Genomic DNA, 17,627 nt, shown 5'->3' with positions numbered 1-17,627 from the left:
CCGCCCACGGGGGATCGTGGCCGTCGGCCGTTTCTGGCACTGGAGTGAACACTTCGGTGATAATGGTGAGATGAACAGCCCCCGTGTCCCCGCCATCCTGTCCGCCGTTTCCGCCGTGGGTCTGATCGCTGCGCTGGGCACCCCCGTTGCCGTCGCAGACACCATCACCGCGGACACCGACCGGGAAACCTGCGTGGCCAGCCAGAATGACAACTCCAGCGTGATCAGGTTCTGGGATGACCTGGAGGCCGATGTCCGTGAGCAGCGCCTGACCGAACTGGATGCACAGGACCCCGGCCTCAAGAACGACATCGAGGCCTTCATCGCCGAGGACCCGGTAGCCCCCTCCGCAGCCGATCTCCAGAGACGGCTGGATGCAATCGACGCCGGTGAGGGCCTGGCCATGCTGCTACCTGAATCCCGCACCGACCCCGAGGTGGTGGACCTGCAGAACCGGCAGCGGTTCCAGACCGACTACACCTATGACGAGGCCCAGCAGATCATCGCCGACATCCCCGAGGACCCGGCGGCCAATGTGCAGCACCAACTCGACCAGGCCGCGGACGCCGGTACCCGACTTGCTGAGATCCGTGCCGAGGTGTTCTCCGAGCGCACCGGCGATTACAACCAGACGCAGTTCGAACTGCGCGAGGATTTCCAGGCTTGCGTGGATGCGATCGATGATGCCCGCCCCATCCCGCTGCAGTACCTGATCCTGGGTGGTGCCATTGTCCTGACCCTGGTGGCGCTGGGTGTCCGGGCGTGGGGTAATTCCCGGAAAACCACCCGGCACGGAGGCTGATCCGGGGAGCGGCTGACAAAAAGTGTTGTTTTGTGCTCAGGAGGGGGTTGACAATGCCTGTTTCTGACGCAGAACAACACTTTTTGTCAACAACCCCCATCAATACGAACCACCCCGGCACCTCAACGGGGGAGGGTCGGGGTGGTTGTGCGTCGATAAGCGTACGACAAGCTCAGCAGCAGCGGGCGCGCCGGTACCTACGTTCGGTGGGCACAGGATCACCTGGGTGGTGGGTGACTTTTCTGCCGGTTTCCCACCCACCGGGAGGTCAGTGACGTTAGTGTGGACCGGGACATCATCTGTCGTGGTGTCCGCGGATTTGAGGGTCACTAACGCCGAAAGTTGTCCGTCCACCCACCCCATGCGGGGGCCGAACCGCTCGGTCTATTGCACTAGACCGAGCGGTTCATTAGGGTAGCGGGTATTGCCTTTCCGGCACCACCGACGTGGGGCGCCCCGGGCTTACCGACGAACAACCACCCCCGATACTTCAACAGAGGATGAAAAGACATGGCACCGAAATACGACAACTCCGATGTCTCCGGCTGGGGCTTTGAGACCCGTTCCATCCACGCCGGTCAGCCGGTGGATTCCGACACCGGGTCCCGCAACCTGCCGATCCACCTCACCACGGCCTTCGTCTTCGACTCCGCCGAGCACGCCAAGCAGCGTTTCGCCCTGGAGGACCTCGGCCCGGTGTATACCCGCCTGACCAACCCGACCGTTGAGGCCGTGGAGAACCGCATCAACAACCTCGAGGGCGGCGCCCACACCGTCTTCTTCGCCTCCGGCCAGGCCGCGACCACCGCAGCCATCCTCAACCTCGGTGGCGCAGGTTCCCATGTGGTGACCTCACCGCGTCTCTACGGTGGCACCGAGACCCTCTTCCTGGTCACTCTCAAGCGCCTGGGCATTGAGTTCACCTTCGTGGAGAATCCGGATGATCCCGAGTCCTGGCAGGCTGCGGTGCGCGACAACACCATCGCCTTCTTCGGTGAGACCTTCGCCAACCCGCAGGCCGATGTCCTGGACATCCCAGCTGTCTCCGAGGTCGCACACCGCAACCAGGTGCCCCTGATCGTCGACAACACCATCGCCACCGCCGCCCTGGTCCGCCCGATCGAACTGGGTGCGGACATCGTCGTCGCCTCCCTGACCAAGTTCTACACCGGCAACGGTTCCGCCCTCGGCGGTGCGCTTGTCGACGGCGGCAAGTTCGACTGGACCGTCGAGCGTGACGGCAAGCCCGTCTTCCCCGACTTCGTCACCCCGGACCCCGCCTACCACGGCCTGAAGTACGCCGACCTGGGCGCCCCGGCCTTCGGCCTCAAGGCCCGCGTCGGCCTGCTCCGCGACACCGGTGCCGCCCCCTCCCCCTTCAACGCGTGGGTCACCAACCAGGGCCTGGATACCCTCTCCCTGCGCCTGGAGCGACACAACGAAAACGCCATCAAGGTCGCCGAGTTCCTCAACAACCACGAGAAGGTGACCAAGGTGCACTTCGCCGGCCTGCCGGATTCCCCGTGGTACGCCACCAAGGAGAAGCTGGGCCTGAAGTACACCGGTTCCGTGCTCACCTTCGAGCTCGCCGGCGGCAAGGACGAGGCCTGGGCCTTCATCGACGCACTCAAGCTGCACTCCAACCTGGCCAACATCGGTGATGTGCGCTCCCTGGTGGTCCACCCGGCCACCACCACCCACTCCCAGTCGGATGAGGCCGGCCTGGCCCGCGCCGGTATCACCCAGGGCACCGTGCGCCTGTCGGTGGGTATCGAGAACGTCGAGGACATCATCGCCGACCTCGAGCGTGGTTTCGCAGCCATCTAGGTTGTCCGCGGTTTGACTGATGCCCTGCCGGTGGGGACGCGTTGTCGCGCGCGCCCCACAGGCGGGGCATCGCTACATTCAGTCCCACCCCGCGGGAGTCCTGCATGAAAGACCACCGGAAACTGGCCTAGACAGAGCTGTCCATATAAACTTGGCCCGAGTTCCCACCCCCGGGGCTCCCACCCAGCGAACCTCAACGATGCTCCCACAGTCTGAACAGGCGGAATTCCCGATGCCACAACTTGCCCCCGAAGGTCAGCTCGCCACGCAGCAGATCGGTGACATCCGGACGGAAGCCGGTGCCCTCATCCCGGATGTCACCATCGCCTACCACCGCTGGGGCGAATATGAGGAGAACGCCGACGGGTCAACCAACGTGGTCCTCATTGAACATGCCCTGACCGGTGATTCCAATGCCGCCGACTGGTGGTGTGACCTGGTGGGACCGGGCAAGGCGATCGACACGGACCTCTACTGCGTGATCTGCACCAATGTGCTGGGTGGCTGCAACGGATCCACCGGCCCCTCCTCCCAGCACCCGGACGGCGGGTTCTGGGGCAGCCGTTTCCCCGCCACCGACATCCGGGACCAGGTCAAGGCGGAGAAACAGTTCCTCGATGCCATCGGCATCACCCGGGTCAAGGCGGTGCTCGGCGGGTCCATGGGTGGTGCCCGGACCCTGGAATGGGCAGCCATGTTCCCGGATGTGGTGGATGCGGCCGCGGTCCTGGCGGTGTCCGCCCGCGCCAGCGCCTGGCAGATCGGCATCCAGTCCGCACAGATCATGGCGATTGAAAACGACCACCACTGGCATGAGGGCAACTACTACGAATCCGGGTGCAATCCCTCCAAGGGTCTCGGCGCCGCCCGTCGCATCGCCCACCTCACCTACCGCGGTGAGCTGGAGATCGACGAACGTTTCGGCACCCAGCCACAGAAGGGCGAGAATCCACTCGGCCCCTACCGCAGGCCCGATCAGCGTTTCGCCGTGGAATCCTACCTCGACCACCAGGCCGACAAACTGGTCAAACGTTTCGACGCCGGCTCCTATGTCACCCTCACCGACGCACTCAACCGCCACGACATCGGCCGCGGCCGCGGGGGCCTGAACAAGGCACTGGAGTCCATCACCATCCCCGTCATGGTTGCCGGTGTGGATACCGACATCCTCTACCCCTACCACCAGCAGGAACACCTCTCCCGCAACCTGGGCAATCTGCTGGCCATGGCCAAGATCGTCTCACCGGTCGGCCATGACGCCTTCCTCACCGAATCCCGTCAGATGGACCGCATCCTGCGGAATTTCTTCAGTCTCATCTCCCCTGATGAAGACAACCCCTCGACCTATATCGAGTTCTTCATCTAGATAGGCCGTCCACCCGGGGCACAGGGCTGAAAGACCTGAGCTCCGACCCCCTTGAAGGGGGCGGAGCTCAGGTCCTGTGTCGCCGTGTAATCTGCCTCAGCAGAGGCAGCGGGGCACGTTACTTCTTGTAGAGGGTGTCCACCTTCTCGGCGAGGGTGAGCACGTCGTAGCTGGCGACGATCTCATCGTTCTGGTTGTACAGCACGGCATCCCAGCAGACCTCACCGTAGTCATCGGTGACGCGCGGGGTGATGCGCTTGGCGGTCAGCTCCACGCGGATGGAGTCGTCGTAGGTCACCGGGGTGATGAAACGGAGGTTCTCCAGGCCGTAGTTGGCCAGCACCGGGCCCGGCTGCGGCTCGACGAAGAGACCGGCGGCCCAGGAGACCAACAGGTAGCCGTGGGCGACGCGACGTGGGAAGAACGGGTTGGCCATGGCGGCCTCCTCGTCCACGTGTGCGTAGAAGGTGTCGCCGGTCTTCTCGGCGAATTCGAGGATCTCCTCGAGGCTGACCTTGCGCAGGTCGGAGGCGAACTGGTCGCCGATGCGCAGGGTGGCCAGGTCCTTGCGGAAGGGGTGCACGCCGGTGCCGGCGGTGACATCCGCGCGGGTGACGCGGTTGACGGCGGCACCGCGGTGCCACTGGCCGGTGATGGCGGTGAGGTGGTCCGGGGTGCCCTGGATAGCGGTGCGCTGCATGTAATGCTTGACACCACGGATGCCACCGAGCTCCTCGCCACCACCGGCGCGGCCCGGGCCGCCGTGGATGAGGTGCGGCAGCGGGGAGCCGTGGCCGGTGGAGGTGCGGGCGTCGTCACGGTCGAGGAAGTGCAGGCGGCCGTGGTGGGCGGCGATGCCCATGGCGAACTGGTTGGCCAGGGCCGGGTCGTGGGTGATCACGGAGGCGACCAGGGACCCCTGTCCGCGGGCGGCCAGGCGGATGGCGTCGGCGGTGTCGCTGTAGCCGATGATGGAGACAACCGGACCGAAGGCCTCGGTGTCGTGCACGGCGTCGGCGTCGGCGTTGTCGAAGGTGAGGATGGTCGGGGCGAAGAACGCACCGTCGAGCTCCTCCGGGCCACCGAGGCGCACGGTGCCACCGGCGGCAATGAGCTTGTCGACGGCTGCCGCCACATCATCACGTTGCTCCACGGAGACCACCGGTCCCATGGTGGTCTTCTCATCGCGCGGGTCCCCGACGACGATCTTGGCGGTGATGCGGTCCGCGAGGGCGAAGGCCACGTCGTCGATAAGCCCGGTGGGCACGATCGCGCGGCGCACGGCGGTGCACTTCTGGCCGGCCTTGGAGGTCAGTTCGTTGAAGAGGGTCTTGACGTAGGCGTCGAACTCCGGGGTGTCCGGGGTGGCATCCTCACCGAGGATGGCGGCGTTGACGGAGTCGGCCTCGGCGCTGAAACGCAGGCCGGCGTGCTGGACATTGTCGTGTGCGCGTAGGGTGGCGGCGGTGGTTGCGGAACCGGTGAAGGCGACGTGGTCGCGGTAGTCCAGGTGGTCGAGCAGGTCACGGGCGGAACCGGAGATCAGCTGGATGGAGCCCTCGGGCAGGATGCCGGACTCCACCATCAGTCGCACGCAGGCCTGGGTGACATAACCGGTCGGGGTGGCCGGCTTGACCAGGGAGGGCACACCGGCGATGAAGGACGGTGCGAACTTCTCCAGCATGCCCCAGACGGGGAAGTTGAAGGCGTTGATCTGGACTGCGACACCCGGCAGCGGGGTGTAGATGTGGGTGCCCTGGAAGGATGAGTCCTTGGACAGGACCTCGGTGGGGCCGTCGATGATCACATCGGCGTTGGGCAGTTCACGGCGTCCCTTGGAGGAGTAGGTGAACAGGGTGGAGATGCCGCCGTCGATATCCACACCGTTGTCGCGCTTGGTGGCGCCGGTGCAGTAGGCGATCTCGTAGAGTTCCTGCTTGTGCTCGGAGAGGTAGAGCGCCAGCTCCTTGAGCTTCAGGGCGCGCTCGTGGAGGGTGAGTTCGCGCAGGTTCTTCTGGCCCATGTCACGGGCGTAGGCGACCGCTGCGCCGATATCCAGCCCGTCGGTGGACACCCGGGCCACGATCTCACCGGTGGAGGCATCCGCGACCTCGGCGATGCGGGTGGGGTTGTCAGGGGTGACCCACTGGCCGCTGAGGTAACTGGGGACGATGGCCACCTCACGGTCGAGGGTGGCGGTGGTAGCAGACTGGGTGTCGGTATGAGCAGTGGTCATTGGTCCTGTTTCCTTTCGGGAAGATAGGGCCGAACAAGTGTTAGTTACCGAACGGCCGGTCAGTAATTACTGTTAGTATAGTCACAAATGTGGAAAGCACCAGAGGGTCTTTCACAATAATTCACGCGAAGGAGTTGAAGAAGATGGAACCCTGGAAGATCGTTCTCGGCGAACTGGATGAGAAGATGGGTGTCAAGGTCATCGAGGAATCCGCCGAACGGGTGGTGGCCACGATGCCGGTGGAGGGCAACCGCCAGTCACTGGGGCTGCTGCACGGTGGTGCGATGGTGTCCCTGGCCGAGGCGGTGGGCAGCTGGGCCGCCGTCATCCACGCCTCCACGATGGGCAAGGTGTGCGTGGGCGTGGACATCAATGCCACGCACCACAAGTCCAGCCGGGACGGGCTGGTCACCGCCACCGCCACCGCGATCCGCCTGGGCCGCTCGGTGTGCAGCCACGAGGTGGTCATCACCAATGAGGATGGTGACCGCCTCTGTACTGCGCGGATCACGAATATGGTCGTCGATAAGCGCTAGCTGTAGTCGTAGAAGCCGCGGCCGGACTTCCGGCCCAGCTCACCACGCGCGACCATGTCGCGCATGAGCTGCGGTGGCGCAAAGCGCTCACCGAGGGTGGACTCGAGGTACTCGGCGATGCCCAGGCGCACATCCAGGCCTACGATGTCGGTGAGCTTGAGCGGGCCGACGGGGAACTTGTACCCCAGCACCATGGCGTTGTCGATGTCCTCCGGGGAGGCCACACCCTCCTCCACCATGCGGATCGCCTCGAGTGCGATGGCCACACCCAGACGGGAGGAGGCGAAGCCCGGCGCGTCCTTGACCACGATCGGGGTCTTGCCCAGACCGGCGACCCACTCGCGTGCCAGATCCACCAGGGCCTCCGGGGTGGAGTCAGCCACCACGACCTCCACCAGCTTCGACGCCGGTACCGGGTTGAAGTAGTGCAGACCGATGACGGGGTTGTCCACGGACAGGGCGAGATCGCTCACCGACAGTGAGGAGGTGTTGGTGGCGATGACCGCACCCGGTGCGGCCGCGGCGATCTTCCGGAAGGAATCCGCCTTGAGATCGATGATCTCCGGCACTGCCTCGACCACCACGGGGTGATCGGCGAAGGCTGCGGTGTCGGTGCTCAGGGTGAGGCGGTCCAGCCACTGCTCCACCGTGCCTTCGGCACCACGTTTGATGGACCCCTCGATGTCGTTGGTGATGCGTTCGCGTGCGGCCTCGACCGCGGCGTCGTTGATGTCCACCACGGTGACATGCGCACCGGCGGCCAGGAAGGAATGGGCGATACCTGCGCCCATCCGGCCACCGCCGAGCACGCCCACCACGGTGGGTACACCGGCGTCGGTGGAATCGAAGGTGAGGTTGAAGGTGTCTGCTGGGCTGGTCATGGGTGTGTCTCCTGCTTACTTGTTCTTCTTGCGGTCGAGGAAGGCCTGCATCCGGTCGAACTTGGCCTCGGATTCAAAGAGGATCGCCTGGGCGATGTTGTCCACCTGGGGGTGGGCGCCGGCTGGCATCGCCATGACCTGCTTGGAGATGCGCACGGCGAGGGGATCGAGCTTGGCGATGCGGCCGGCGAGGGCGAGGGCGGCGTCGAGAAGCTCCGCGGGTTTGTGCACCTCGGTGACCAGGTGGACGGCGAGGGCCTCATTTCCGTCGAGGATCTTGCCCGCCAGGAGGATCTCCTTGGCCACGGCCTCCCCGATCAGGGCTTTCAGCCGCCACAGGCCACCGGCGGCCGCGATGATGCCGAGACCCGCCTCCGGCTGACCGAACTTGGCGCCCGGGGTGGCGAGACGGAAATCGGCGGCCAGCGCCAGTTCCATACCCCCACCGAGTGCGTAGCCGTCCACCGCCGCGATGACCGGGGCCGGCAGCTGGGCGATGCGGTGGAAGAGCATGTTGTTGATGCCGCGCAGGGCGTCATCGCGGCGTCGGTCGCGCATCTGGCCGATGTCGGCACCGGACACGAAGATGCCCTTGCCGTTGGCCTCGCAACCGGTGATGATGAGGATCTTGGGATTGAGTTCGAGGTAGGAGCACACCTCATGGAGTTCACTGACCATGGTCTCATCGATGGCGTTGCGGACCTCAGGGCGGGTGATCTCCACCAGGAGGTAGGTGTCGGTCTCGGTGAGGGTCAGTGCGTTGAAATCACCGTTCAGGGCGGTGGTTGTGGTGTCTGATGTCATAGAGGTGGTCATGGAATGTTCTTACCTTTTCTGGGTCGTCCCGGGGAGGGGTTCTGCTAAACCTTCTCGATGGCGATGGCGGCACCCTGGCCGACACCGATGCACATGGTGGCGACACCCTTCGTGCCGCCCTCCTGCTCGAGTCTGTTGAGCAGGGTGATGGTGATGCGCGCACCGGAGGAACCCAGCGGGTGCCCCAGTGCGATGGCGCCACCCCAGGTGTTGACCTTGTCGGTGTCCAGTCCCAGTTCGCGGATGCAGGCCAGGGACTGGGAGGCGAAGGCCTCATTCAGTTCCACGGCATCCACATCATCGATGGACCAGTCGGCGCGTTCCAGCACCTTCCTGGTGGCCGGGACCGGGCCCATACCCATGATCTCCGGGGCCAGTCCGACGCTGGCACCACCGACCACGCGGGCGCGGGCGGTGAGGCCGTATTTCTCGAGGGCACGCTCGGAGACCACCAGGATCGCCGAGGCACCGTCATTGAGGGAGGAGGAGTTACCGGCGGTGACCACCTCTCCCCCACCCACGACAGGGCGCAGCTTGGCCAACACCTCGGCGGTGGTTCTCTCGCGGGGTCCCTCATCGGTATCCACGACGGTGACCTGGCCCTTGCGGCCCTTGACCTCGACGGGGACGATCTCCGAGTTGAAACGTCCCGCCTTGATGGCCTCCACGGCGCGGCGCTGGGACTCCACGGCGAAGGCGTCGGCGTCCTCGCGGCTGATGTTCTTCACGCGGGCGACCTCCTCCGCGGTCTCCGGCATGGAGTAGGTGGTCTTCTCCTGGGCCGCGAACACCGGGTTGGTGAAACGCCAGCCGATGGAGGTGTCAAAGATCTGTCCCGGCTTGGCGAAGGCGGTTGTCGGTTTCTCCTGGACCCAGGGCGCCCGTGACATCGATTCCACGCCACCGGCCACGACGATGTCAGCCTCACCGGCCTTGATCATGTTCGCTGCCATGGTGATCGCGGACATACCCGACGCGCACAGACGGTTGACGGTGATGCCGGGGACGGAATCCGGGTACCCGGCCAGCAGCCACGCCATGCGTGCCACATTGCGGTTTTCCTCACCGGCGCCGTTGGCGTTGCCGAAGATGACCTCATCCACGGCCGCCGGATCGATGCCGGCCTCCTCGACGACTGCCTTGATGGTCAGTGCCGCCAGATCATCGGGACGCACGGCGGACAGGGCGCCACCGTACCGTCCGACAGGGGTTCGACGGCCGGAAACCAGATACGCATTGGGGGTGGACATGGGTGGGGAGCTCCTTGGGTTTGTTGCGGTGTGCAGAGTGCTTGTCGACGCCCGTCCTACCGGGCGTTGCCGTCAGCCTAACGGCCAGCGAATACCGGGGGACGCTTTTCGTTGAACGCGGCGAAACCCTCCGCGTAATCAGCCGAGGAGCACATCTCACCCTGGGCGATGTTCTCCTTCTCCACCGACTCCCACAGGCCGACGCGCTGATCGCGCAGATCCTGGATGAGTGCGCGGCTGGTGAGGAATGCGCGGGTGGCCCCGGTGGCCGCCTTGTGGGCAGCCTCCCGGGTGACCTCCAGGAGCTGGTCAGCAGGGATGGCACGGGAGAACAGACCCGCCTGCACCGCCTCCGCACCGGAGATGAGATCCCCGGTGACAATGAGGTCCATGGCGCGGTGCGCACCGAGACGCTCGAAGAAGAGGGCGTGCCCACCGGAATCCAGGGTGGCGCCCAGGTTGGCGAACGGGGACCCGAATCTGGCGTCCTCGGCCACGTAGACAATGTCGGTGGCGATCACCAGGCCCAGTCCCACACCCAGGCAGGCACCCTGCACGGCGGCGAAGGTCGGTGCCGGGAAGTTGCTCATCTGCTTCAACACCGGGGTGACCTTGTTGGCCAGGTAATCGGTGGCGTCGTCCTCAGCCGGGACCACACCGCGGATGTTGCGGCCCGCACAGAACCCCTTACCCTCGCCCCGGAGGATGAGAGCCCGCACCCCGCGAACCTCGGCCTCGGTGTAGGCGGCCGACAGATCCTTGAGATCGGCTTCTGCCAGGGCATTGCGGGCCTGGGGGTTGTTCAGGACGATCTCGGCGGTGTTGTTCTCGATGTGCAGGTCAATCATGGACTGTTACTCCCTTGCGTATGTGTGCTGTGTCTATGCGTCGTCTATGCGTCGTCTATGCGTCGTCTATGCGTCGTCTATGCGTCGTAGTCCACGACCAGGGTGTCACCCTTGGGTCGGGTCTGGCAGGTCAGGACATAACCGGCCTCAACCTCATCGGGTTCCAGGGCGTAGTTCTCCTCCATCTCGTACTCACCTTCGATGACCTTGGCGCGGCAGGTGCCGCAGACACCGCCGGCGCAGGCGAAGGGAACATCCGGGCGGGCACGGAGTGCGGCATTGAGCACGGATTCGCGGGCGCTGGAGGGGGATTCGATGGTGCCGGACAGTCCATCAAGGGTGAAGGAGATGGTGATGTTGTCACCCTCCGGGTCGGCGATGACAGGGCGTCCGGTGTTGCCCTGGCCGGGGCCGTCACCGGGCTTGCCGGTGGTGAACAGCTCGAAGCGGACGTTGGCGGAGTCCACTCCCCTGCCCTCGAGTTCATCACGGCACAGCTGGACCAGTTCGAAGGGGCCACAGAGGAACCATTCCTTGACCTCGTCGGTGCGCAGCACCTGATCGAGCAGCAAGTTCAGCTTCTCGTCGTCAATGCGCCCGGAGAACAGCGGATTGACGCGCTGCTCACGGGAGAGGACGTGGTGAACCGCGAACCGCTGGGGGTACTTGTCCTTCAGGTCACCGATCTCCTCGGCGAACATGACATCGGCTCCGCCCTTGTTGGCGTAGACGATCTCGAAGGTGGCCTTGGGGTTCTCCGCCAGCACGGTCTGGGCGATGGCCATGATCGGGGTGATACCGGAGCCGGCGGCAACGGCGACCAGGTGGTTGTTGCCGGCCTCCTGGGCGATGGTCTCGGCATCATTGAGGGAGGTGACATGGGTCTTGGAGGTGAATCCGCCCTGGGGGTTCATGACCTCAAGGGTGTCACCGGCCTTGAGCTCCTCATTGGCCCAGGTGGAGAACAATCCACCGAGGTTTTTCTTCACCGCGACCCGGATGGTGCCCGGACGTGGGATGTCGCAGATGGAGTAGGACCTGCGTACCTCGGCGCCGTCGAGCTGGGTGCGCAGTGCCACGTACTGGCCAGGGATGTAGTCGTAGTCCGCCTGGAGTTCCTCAGGAACCTCGAAGCTGATCTCGACGGCGTCGTCGGTGAGTCGGCGCACCTCTGAAACGGTGAGGGCGTTGAACTTTGCCTTTTGCTTGGAGATGGTGGGAGTAGTCATTAGTGCACCTTGAAGTAGTCGAAGGGCTCGAGGCAGTCCAGGCAGTTGTAGAGGGACTTGCACGAGGTCGAGCCGAAGTGGCTGAGCTTGCGGGTATTGGTGGAGGAACACTGGGGGCAGGCGATGGTCTCAGGACGCATGAGGGTCAGACGGACCACCCTGCTGCCCTCATCATCAGTGCGGCGGGCAGGTGGGGCGATGCCATAGTCACGCAGTTGCTGACGTCCCTGCTCGGTCATCCAGTCAGTGCTCCAGGCCGGCTGGAGCACCAGCTCGACCCTGGAATCCTCATATCCGGCACCCTGGAGCGCCTCCCTGACATCACTGGTGATCCGGTCCATGGCCGGGCAGCCGGAGTAGGTCGGGGTGATGGTGATGACAGCGGTGGTCCCCTCGAACCGGGCACCACGCAGGATGCCCAGATCGGCGATGGAAATCACCGGGATCTCCGGGTCAGGCACAGTCGCTGCGAGATCCCACAGCTCTGCTTCTGCTGCCGTGGCCGGTCGCAGGGGGTGAATCACAGTTTCAGTGGTGTCCACGGTTGCTCCTTATATATGGGGTGCGGATATACGGGGTGTGATTAGTTACCAGGTGGCGCCCGGGTGGCGCCGGGCCAGGGACTGCATCTCGGCCAGGATGTAACCGCGGTACTCGTTGTACTTGCCGGTGCGCTGGCTGCTGCGTGCGAAGGGTACCTGCGGGATCTCCAGGCCGGCCTCCTCGAGGACGTAGGAGATGTTGCGGTGGAACTCATCCCAGAGGCTGGAGGGGAGAACCGCCTCGCCGGTCTCGGCGAGTTTGGTGTGGATCGGCAGATCCTCGAAGAGCTCCGCCACGTACGGCCACATGTAGTAGAGGCCCTCGCTGATACGGCGGTGGGACTCCTCGGTGCCCAGACCCAGGCGCAGGGTCCACTGGTTGGCGTGGTCTGCGTGATACTCGATCTCCTTGACGGCCTTCGCCGCGATGGCGGCGAGGGTCTCATCGGTCGAGTTCTCCAGTGCGGTGTAGAGGCCCAGGAAGTAATGGGACATCAGCAGCTGGCGGGCAATGGTCTGGCCGAAGTCACCGTTTTCGGTTTCGGTCAGGCGGGCGGAGCGGAACTCCTCCTCATCGCGGAAGTAGGCGAGATCATCCTCGGTCTTGTTCCAGGCGGTGCCGGCGTAGCTGTAGAGGAATCGTGCATGTCCCACCAGGTCGAGGGCGATGTTGCCGATCGCGATATCCTCTTCCATCTCGGGTGCACGGGAGATCCACCAGCCCAGGCGCTGTGCCAGCATGAGAGCGTCGTCGCCGAGGGAGACTGCGTAGTTGGCCACGTCCTCGGTTGCGACGGCGCCGGCGGCCTGGATGTCTTCTGCTGTGATGCCGTCGCCCTGGGTCTGGCGGGTCGCGGAATCAACGGATGCGAAGCTGCTCACAGGTGTGGCACCCCCTCGGCCTTGGAGTAGTAGGTGGCATGGCGGTAGTTCTTGCCCTGGGAGGACTCGAAGAAGCCACCCTTGGAATCGGGATCGGAGGACACAACGGCCTCGGCGAGAACAACCCACACGGAGGTTCCCTCATTGCGGCGGGTGTACAGATCGCGGGCGTTACGCAGTGCCATGGTGGCGTCAGCTGCGTGCAGGGAACCGGCATGGACGTGGGAGAGGCCACGGGAGGTGCGGACGAACACTTCCCACATGGGCCACGACTTGTTGGACATGATGTTTCTCCTTATATATGGGGCGGTTTAGGCGGTGAGGCGGGTGGCGGCTGGGCGCTGACGCTCGGCGTAGGCGGCGGCCGCCTCGCGAACCCAGGCTCCATCGTTGAATGCCTGACGACGGCGCTGCATACGCTGGACGTTGCAGGGCCCCTCGCCGTTGATGACGGACTTGAATTCATCCCAGTCGAGCTGGCCGTAGTCGTAGTGGCCGCGTTCCTCGTTCCACTTCAGGTCCGGGTCCTCGAAGTGGAGACCGAGTTCCTCCGCCTGCGGAACGATCATGTCGACGAAGCGCTGACGCAGTTCATCGTTGCTGAAACGCTTGATCTTCCAGGCCATGGACTGCTGGGAGTTCGGGGAATCCTCATCCGGTGGGCCGAACATCTGCAGGGCCGGCCCGTAGAAGCGGTTGATCGACTCCTGGGCCATCTGCTTCTGCTCCGGGGTGCCGTTGGCCAGTTCGTAGAGGATCTCCCAACCCTGGCGCTGGTGGAAGGACTCCTCCTTACAGATACGGACCATGGCGCGACCGTAGGGTGCGTAGGAGGCGCGGCACAGTGGGACCTGGTTGGCGATGGCGGCGCCGTCGACAAGCCAGCCGATGGCTCCGATGTCGGCCCAGGTGCGTGCCGGGTAGTTGAAGATGGATGAGTACTTCGCCTTGCCGCTGAGCAGCTGGTCCACCAGCTCATCGCGGCCGGTGCCGAGGGTCTCGGCTGCGGAGTAGAGGTAGAGTCCGTGGCCGGCTTCGTCCTGGACCTTGGCCATGAGAATGGCCTTGCGCTTGAGCGATGGTGCGCGGGTGATCCAGTTGGCCTCCGGCTGCATGCCGATGATCTCGGAATGTGCGTGCTGGGAGATCTGACGGGTCAGGGTCTTACGGTAGGCGGCTGGCATCCAGTCGGTGGGCTCGATGCGGGAATCCTGGGCGATGAGAGCATCGAAGTGCTCCTGGGCCTGGACATCATCGGTGGATGTCAGCTGCTGTGTGGCTGTCGTCATGAGGGTCCTCCTCGTAGTGTCGCGGTCTACCCGCAGGTTCGCCGCTCTCGGGCGAAGGAAGTGGCTGAGTGTAGAGGTTTGTGTGTCGGTTAGCCGGCTACCATTTACTAACCGACCGCCCGGTCAGTATATGGGGGAAGTGTGATCTACGTCAACACTTTTCCGGCCGACGCAGGGGCGGGGGCGACCCCTCCCACACGCTTCCCCAACATTGATGCAGGTCACACTGCTGGGGCGGGGGGTGATTCCGGTACCCCCTACATCCCCTTCACCACGCGGGAGGTGCCACGGAACTCCGCCACGATGCGATCGCCGACGCGGAGGGTGACATCGGTGATGCCATTACGGCCCCAGTTCTGACGGCAGACAGCCTCCGCCTCCACCACCTCACCGACGCGGGCCGGGGAAAGATAATGGATACCCACCTGTGCCGCGACCGCGACATCGCCGGCCGCATTACAGACACCGGCAAACACAGCGTCCGCAAAGGTGAACAGGATTCCACCCTGCGCGGTACCGTGCCCATTGCACATATCCTCGCGGATGGTGAAGTGGCCCCGGGCCTGCTCGGGCGACAGCTCGGTGATCACCACACCGAGCATTTTCGACGCGGCATCATTGGCAAACATGGCGCGGACATGATCATATTCAGCCCCCTCTGCAACACCCGGAGCGAGAATCTGATCGGTTTCAACTGCATTAAGCATGTGTTTTCCCCTTTCGCAGGAAAAGTGGTGGAGATTACTTACCGAATGGACGGTAGTATCATGGGAGTGTACGGATCCAGGCACATTCCCGCGGGGAAATGAGAGCTTCACACCGTCCCCCCTATCAGTCCATTGGTTCCGACAAGGAGAAACCATGCAATCAGTCACCACAGCCACCACCCAACGGGGCAGACCAGGCTATGCACGCGAGGATGTCATCCGCATCGCGGTCAACCAGTTCAACACCCACGGCTATGAGGCGACCTCCATGGGCGCACTCGCCACCACCCTCGGCGTGAGCAAGTCAGCCATCTACCACCACATCAGCTCCAAGGAGGAGATCCTGGTCGAGGCCACCGACCAGGCGCTCGAGGCGCTTTTCGACGTGATCGAGGAGGCCGATGCCATGCCCGGCACGGCAGAGGACCGCCTGTCCGCAGTGATCAGTGGCGCCACCCGGGTACTGTGCGAGAAGCCGGAGAATGTCACCCTCCTCCTGCGCCTACGGGGCAATACAGAGGTGGAGAAACAGATCCTCGAGCGTCGACGGCTAATTACCCGCCGTTTCATTGACTATGTTGCATCCGCCCAGGAGGAGGGTGCCGTGCGCTCCAATCTGGATGCCGGCATGGTTGCCCGACTGACCTTCGGCATGATCAACTCCCTGGTGGAGTGGTATCGCCCCGATGGACCGATCTCCCCCGAGGAGCTCAGCAAGATCATGCCGGATTTTGTGTTCCAGGGGCTCGCAGTCCGCTAACCCCCCTCACCAGGCCCTCCAACCGTGCGCTTTGCGAACAGGGGTACGGGATGGGGGCCCTTTTTTGTACAAAATATGACGGATTTCGTTGTGACTCTGGAAATAGCTGATTGAATAATGTAGCGTCCATCACATACCAACTTACCGACTGGTCAGTTGGTAAATGGGAAACGTACTCAAAGAGGATCCTGCACCATGACGCCATCCCCCTCACAACCGGATGCCACACCGAGTCGCAGGCCAGGTCGCACCACACCCGTTGCGGGTAACGATGCGCGCCAGCACCACCGCGCACAGCCAGAAAGGAATATCCCAATGACCTCCGTCACTGAAATTCACTCCACCCACATCGGTCCTCAGACGGGTATCGAGTACGCATCACGCGATGAGATCACCGCACTGCAGATTGCACGTGCCAAGAACACACTGCGTCACGCCTACTTCAATGTCCCCCACTACCGTAAGGCCTTCAACGAGACCGGCGTGCACCCGGATGACTTCCGCGAGCTGTCGGACCTGGCCAACTTCCCCTTCACGGACAAGGAGATCCTGCGCTCCGAGTACCCATTCGGTATGTTCGCAGTTCCGCAGAGCCAGATCGTCCGACTGCATGCCTCCTCCGGCACCACCGGACGCCCCACCGTGGTTGCCTACACCCGCAATGATATTGAGAACTGGTCCGATCTGGTGGCACGTTCCCTGCGCGCGGGTGGTGTCCGCGCCGGCGACAAGGTTCAGGTCACCTTCGGTTACGGCCTGTTCACCGGTGGCCTCGGCGCCCACTATGGCGTCGAGAAGCTCGGCGCAACCGTCATCCCCACCTCCGGTGGGCAGACTGAGCGTCAGATCCAGATCATGAACGACTTCCAGCCGGATGCGATCCTGGGCACCCCGTCCTACATGCTCACTGTTCTCGACCGGATGCGCGCCGACGGCGTTGATCCCCGTGAGACCTCCCTGCGCGTCGGTGTCATGGGTGCCGAGCCCTGGACCGAGGGCATGCGCCGCGATCTCGAGGACGGCTTCGGCATCGACGCCACCGACATCTACGGCCTCTCCGAGGTCATGGGACCGGGCGTCGCCCAGGAGTGCGTGGAAACCAAGGACGGCCTGACCATCTGGGAGGATCACTTCTACCCGGAGATCATTGACCCGGAGACCGGCGCAGTCCTGCCCGACGGTGAATACGGCGAACTGGTCCTCACCTCCCTGACCAAGGAGGCGTTCCCGGTCGTGCGTTACCGCACCCACGACCTGACCCGCATCCTGCCCGGCACCGCTTTCTCCATGCGACGCATCGACAAGATCAGCGCCCGCAATGACGACATGATCATCCTGCGCGGTGTGAACTGCTTCCCAAGCCAGTTCGAGGAGATCATCGTCGAGGACAAGACCCTGCGTCCGCGTTACCAGTGCATCCTGAGCAAGAGGGGCCGCATGGACCACCTCACCCTGGCCGTGGAGCATGCACCCGGCTGCAGCGCCGAGGACATCACCCTGGCCGCCCAGCGCCTGAGCAAGCAGATCAAGGACCGCATCGGTGTCTCCGTCCAGGTCGACGTCCGCGAGCGTGTTGAATCCGGCGAGGGCAAGGCCAAGCGTCTGCTCGATCTGCGTAACCAGTAACACCCCTCCGGCGCAGTCCCCGTCACCCCC

General features: G+C 64.1%; 17 protein-coding genes. 6 read left to right on the top strand and 11 right to left on the bottom strand.

Features of this window, described 5'->3' with window-relative positions; translation table 11 throughout:
- Positions 1–70: 70 nt before the first annotated feature.
- The 3 genes from CE_RS03535 (at position 71) to CE_RS03525 (ending at position 3,995) form a co-directional block, all read left to right on the top strand.
- Positions 71–802 carry a hypothetical protein gene (locus CE_RS03535; RefSeq protein WP_006769640.1) on the top strand — a complete coding sequence of 244 codons (732 nt, stop codon included), beginning with the start codon at positions 71–73 and terminating at the stop codon, positions 800–802.
- A 510-nt stretch (positions 803–1,312) separates the two neighbouring features.
- Positions 1,313–2,629: an O-acetylhomoserine/O-acetylserine sulfhydrylase gene (locus CE_RS03530; RefSeq protein ID WP_006769642.1), complete on the top strand. Its 1,317-nt coding sequence runs from the start codon at positions 1,313–1,315 to the stop codon at positions 2,627–2,629.
- A 232-nt stretch (positions 2,630–2,861) separates the two neighbouring features.
- Positions 2,862–3,995 (top strand): homoserine O-acetyltransferase MetX, encoded by a 1,134-nt coding sequence (locus CE_RS03525; RefSeq protein ID WP_035109711.1) that lies wholly within the window; start codon positions 2,862–2,864, stop codon positions 3,993–3,995.
- Positions 3,996–4,113: 118 nt separating this feature from the next.
- Here CE_RS03525 and paaZ read toward each other — a convergent pair whose 3' ends face one another.
- A complete protein-coding gene (gene paaZ / locus CE_RS03520) occupies positions 4,114–6,231 on the bottom strand; it encodes a phenylacetic acid degradation bifunctional protein PaaZ (RefSeq protein ID WP_006769644.1) in 2,118 nt (705 codons plus the stop codon).
- Positions 6,232–6,374: 143 nt separating this feature from the next.
- On the opposite strand from paaZ, the gene CE_RS03515 reads away from it, so the two are divergent.
- On the top strand, positions 6,375–6,767 hold the full coding sequence (locus tag CE_RS03515) for a PaaI family thioesterase (RefSeq protein ID WP_173362563.1): 393 nt from the start codon (positions 6,375–6,377) through the stop codon (positions 6,765–6,767).
- On the opposite strand, the gene CE_RS03510 is transcribed toward CE_RS03515, so the two are convergent.
- The 10 genes from CE_RS03510 to paaI form a co-directional block, all read right to left on the bottom strand.
- Positions 6,764–7,648 carry a 3-hydroxyacyl-CoA dehydrogenase family protein gene (locus CE_RS03510; protein WP_006769646.1) on the bottom strand — a complete coding sequence of 295 codons (885 nt, stop codon included), beginning with the start codon at positions 7,646–7,648 and terminating at the stop codon, positions 6,764–6,766. The genes CE_RS03515 and CE_RS03510 overlap by 4 nt on opposite strands.
- Positions 7,649–7,663: 15 nt before the next feature.
- Entirely contained in the window at positions 7,664–8,464 is an 801-nt protein-coding gene (locus CE_RS03505) for an enoyl-CoA hydratase/isomerase family protein (RefSeq protein WP_006769647.1), read from the bottom strand.
- 44 nt (positions 8,465–8,508) lie between these two features.
- Positions 8,509–9,714, bottom strand: a complete 1,206-nt coding sequence (locus CE_RS03500) for an acetyl-CoA C-acyltransferase (protein ID WP_006769648.1) — start codon at positions 9,712–9,714, stop codon at positions 8,509–8,511.
- Positions 9,715–9,791: 77 nt separating this feature from the next.
- Positions 9,792–10,562, bottom strand: coding sequence for an enoyl-CoA hydratase/isomerase family protein (locus CE_RS03495; protein WP_006769649.1), 771 nt, complete (start codon positions 10,560–10,562; stop codon positions 9,792–9,794).
- Between the two features lie 77 nt (positions 10,563–10,639).
- Positions 10,640–11,791, bottom strand: coding sequence for a 1,2-phenylacetyl-CoA epoxidase subunit PaaE (paaE, locus tag CE_RS03490; protein WP_006769650.1), 1,152 nt, complete (start codon positions 11,789–11,791; stop codon positions 10,640–10,642).
- Positions 11,791–12,333 (bottom strand): 1,2-phenylacetyl-CoA epoxidase subunit PaaD, encoded by a 543-nt coding sequence (gene paaD, locus CE_RS03485; RefSeq protein ID WP_006769651.1) that lies wholly within the window; start codon positions 12,331–12,333, stop codon positions 11,791–11,793. Before paaD ends, paaE begins: the two co-directional genes overlap by 1 nt.
- A gap of 45 nt (positions 12,334–12,378) precedes the next feature.
- Positions 12,379–13,215: a 1,2-phenylacetyl-CoA epoxidase subunit PaaC gene (gene paaC / locus CE_RS03480; RefSeq protein WP_006769652.1), complete on the bottom strand. Its 837-nt coding sequence runs from the start codon at positions 13,213–13,215 to the stop codon at positions 12,379–12,381.
- Entirely contained in the window at positions 13,212–13,499 is a 288-nt protein-coding gene (paaB, locus tag CE_RS03475) for a 1,2-phenylacetyl-CoA epoxidase subunit PaaB (RefSeq protein ID WP_006769653.1), read from the bottom strand. The genes paaC and paaB overlap by 4 nt, the downstream gene beginning before the upstream one ends.
- A gap of 27 nt (positions 13,500–13,526) precedes the next feature.
- Positions 13,527–14,504 (bottom strand): 1,2-phenylacetyl-CoA epoxidase subunit PaaA, encoded by a 978-nt coding sequence (paaA, locus tag CE_RS03470; protein ID WP_006769654.1) that lies wholly within the window; start codon positions 14,502–14,504, stop codon positions 13,527–13,529.
- 257 nt (positions 14,505–14,761) lie between these two features.
- On the bottom strand, positions 14,762–15,211 hold the full coding sequence (gene paaI, locus CE_RS03465; RefSeq protein WP_006769655.1) for a hydroxyphenylacetyl-CoA thioesterase PaaI: 450 nt from the start codon (positions 15,209–15,211) through the stop codon (positions 14,762–14,764).
- Positions 15,212–15,365: 154 nt separating this feature from the next.
- On the opposite strand from paaI, the gene CE_RS03460 reads away from it, so the two are divergent.
- Both CE_RS03460 and CE_RS03455 read left to right on the top strand, forming a co-directional pair.
- A complete protein-coding gene (locus CE_RS03460) occupies positions 15,366–15,971 on the top strand; it encodes a TetR/AcrR family transcriptional regulator (protein ID WP_006769656.1) in 606 nt (201 codons plus the stop codon).
- Positions 15,972–16,286: 315 nt separating this feature from the next.
- Complete coding sequence (locus CE_RS03455; RefSeq protein WP_006769658.1) at positions 16,287–17,597, top strand: AMP-binding protein; 1,311 nt, start codon at positions 16,287–16,289, stop codon at positions 17,595–17,597.
- The last annotated feature ends 30 nt before the right edge of the window (positions 17,598–17,627 follow it).

The organism is Corynebacterium efficiens YS-314, assembly GCF_000011305.1.
Lineage (GTDB): Bacteria > Actinomycetota > Actinomycetes > Mycobacteriales > Mycobacteriaceae > Corynebacterium > Corynebacterium efficiens.
This window is presented reverse-complemented; position numbering and strand designations above follow the sequence as displayed.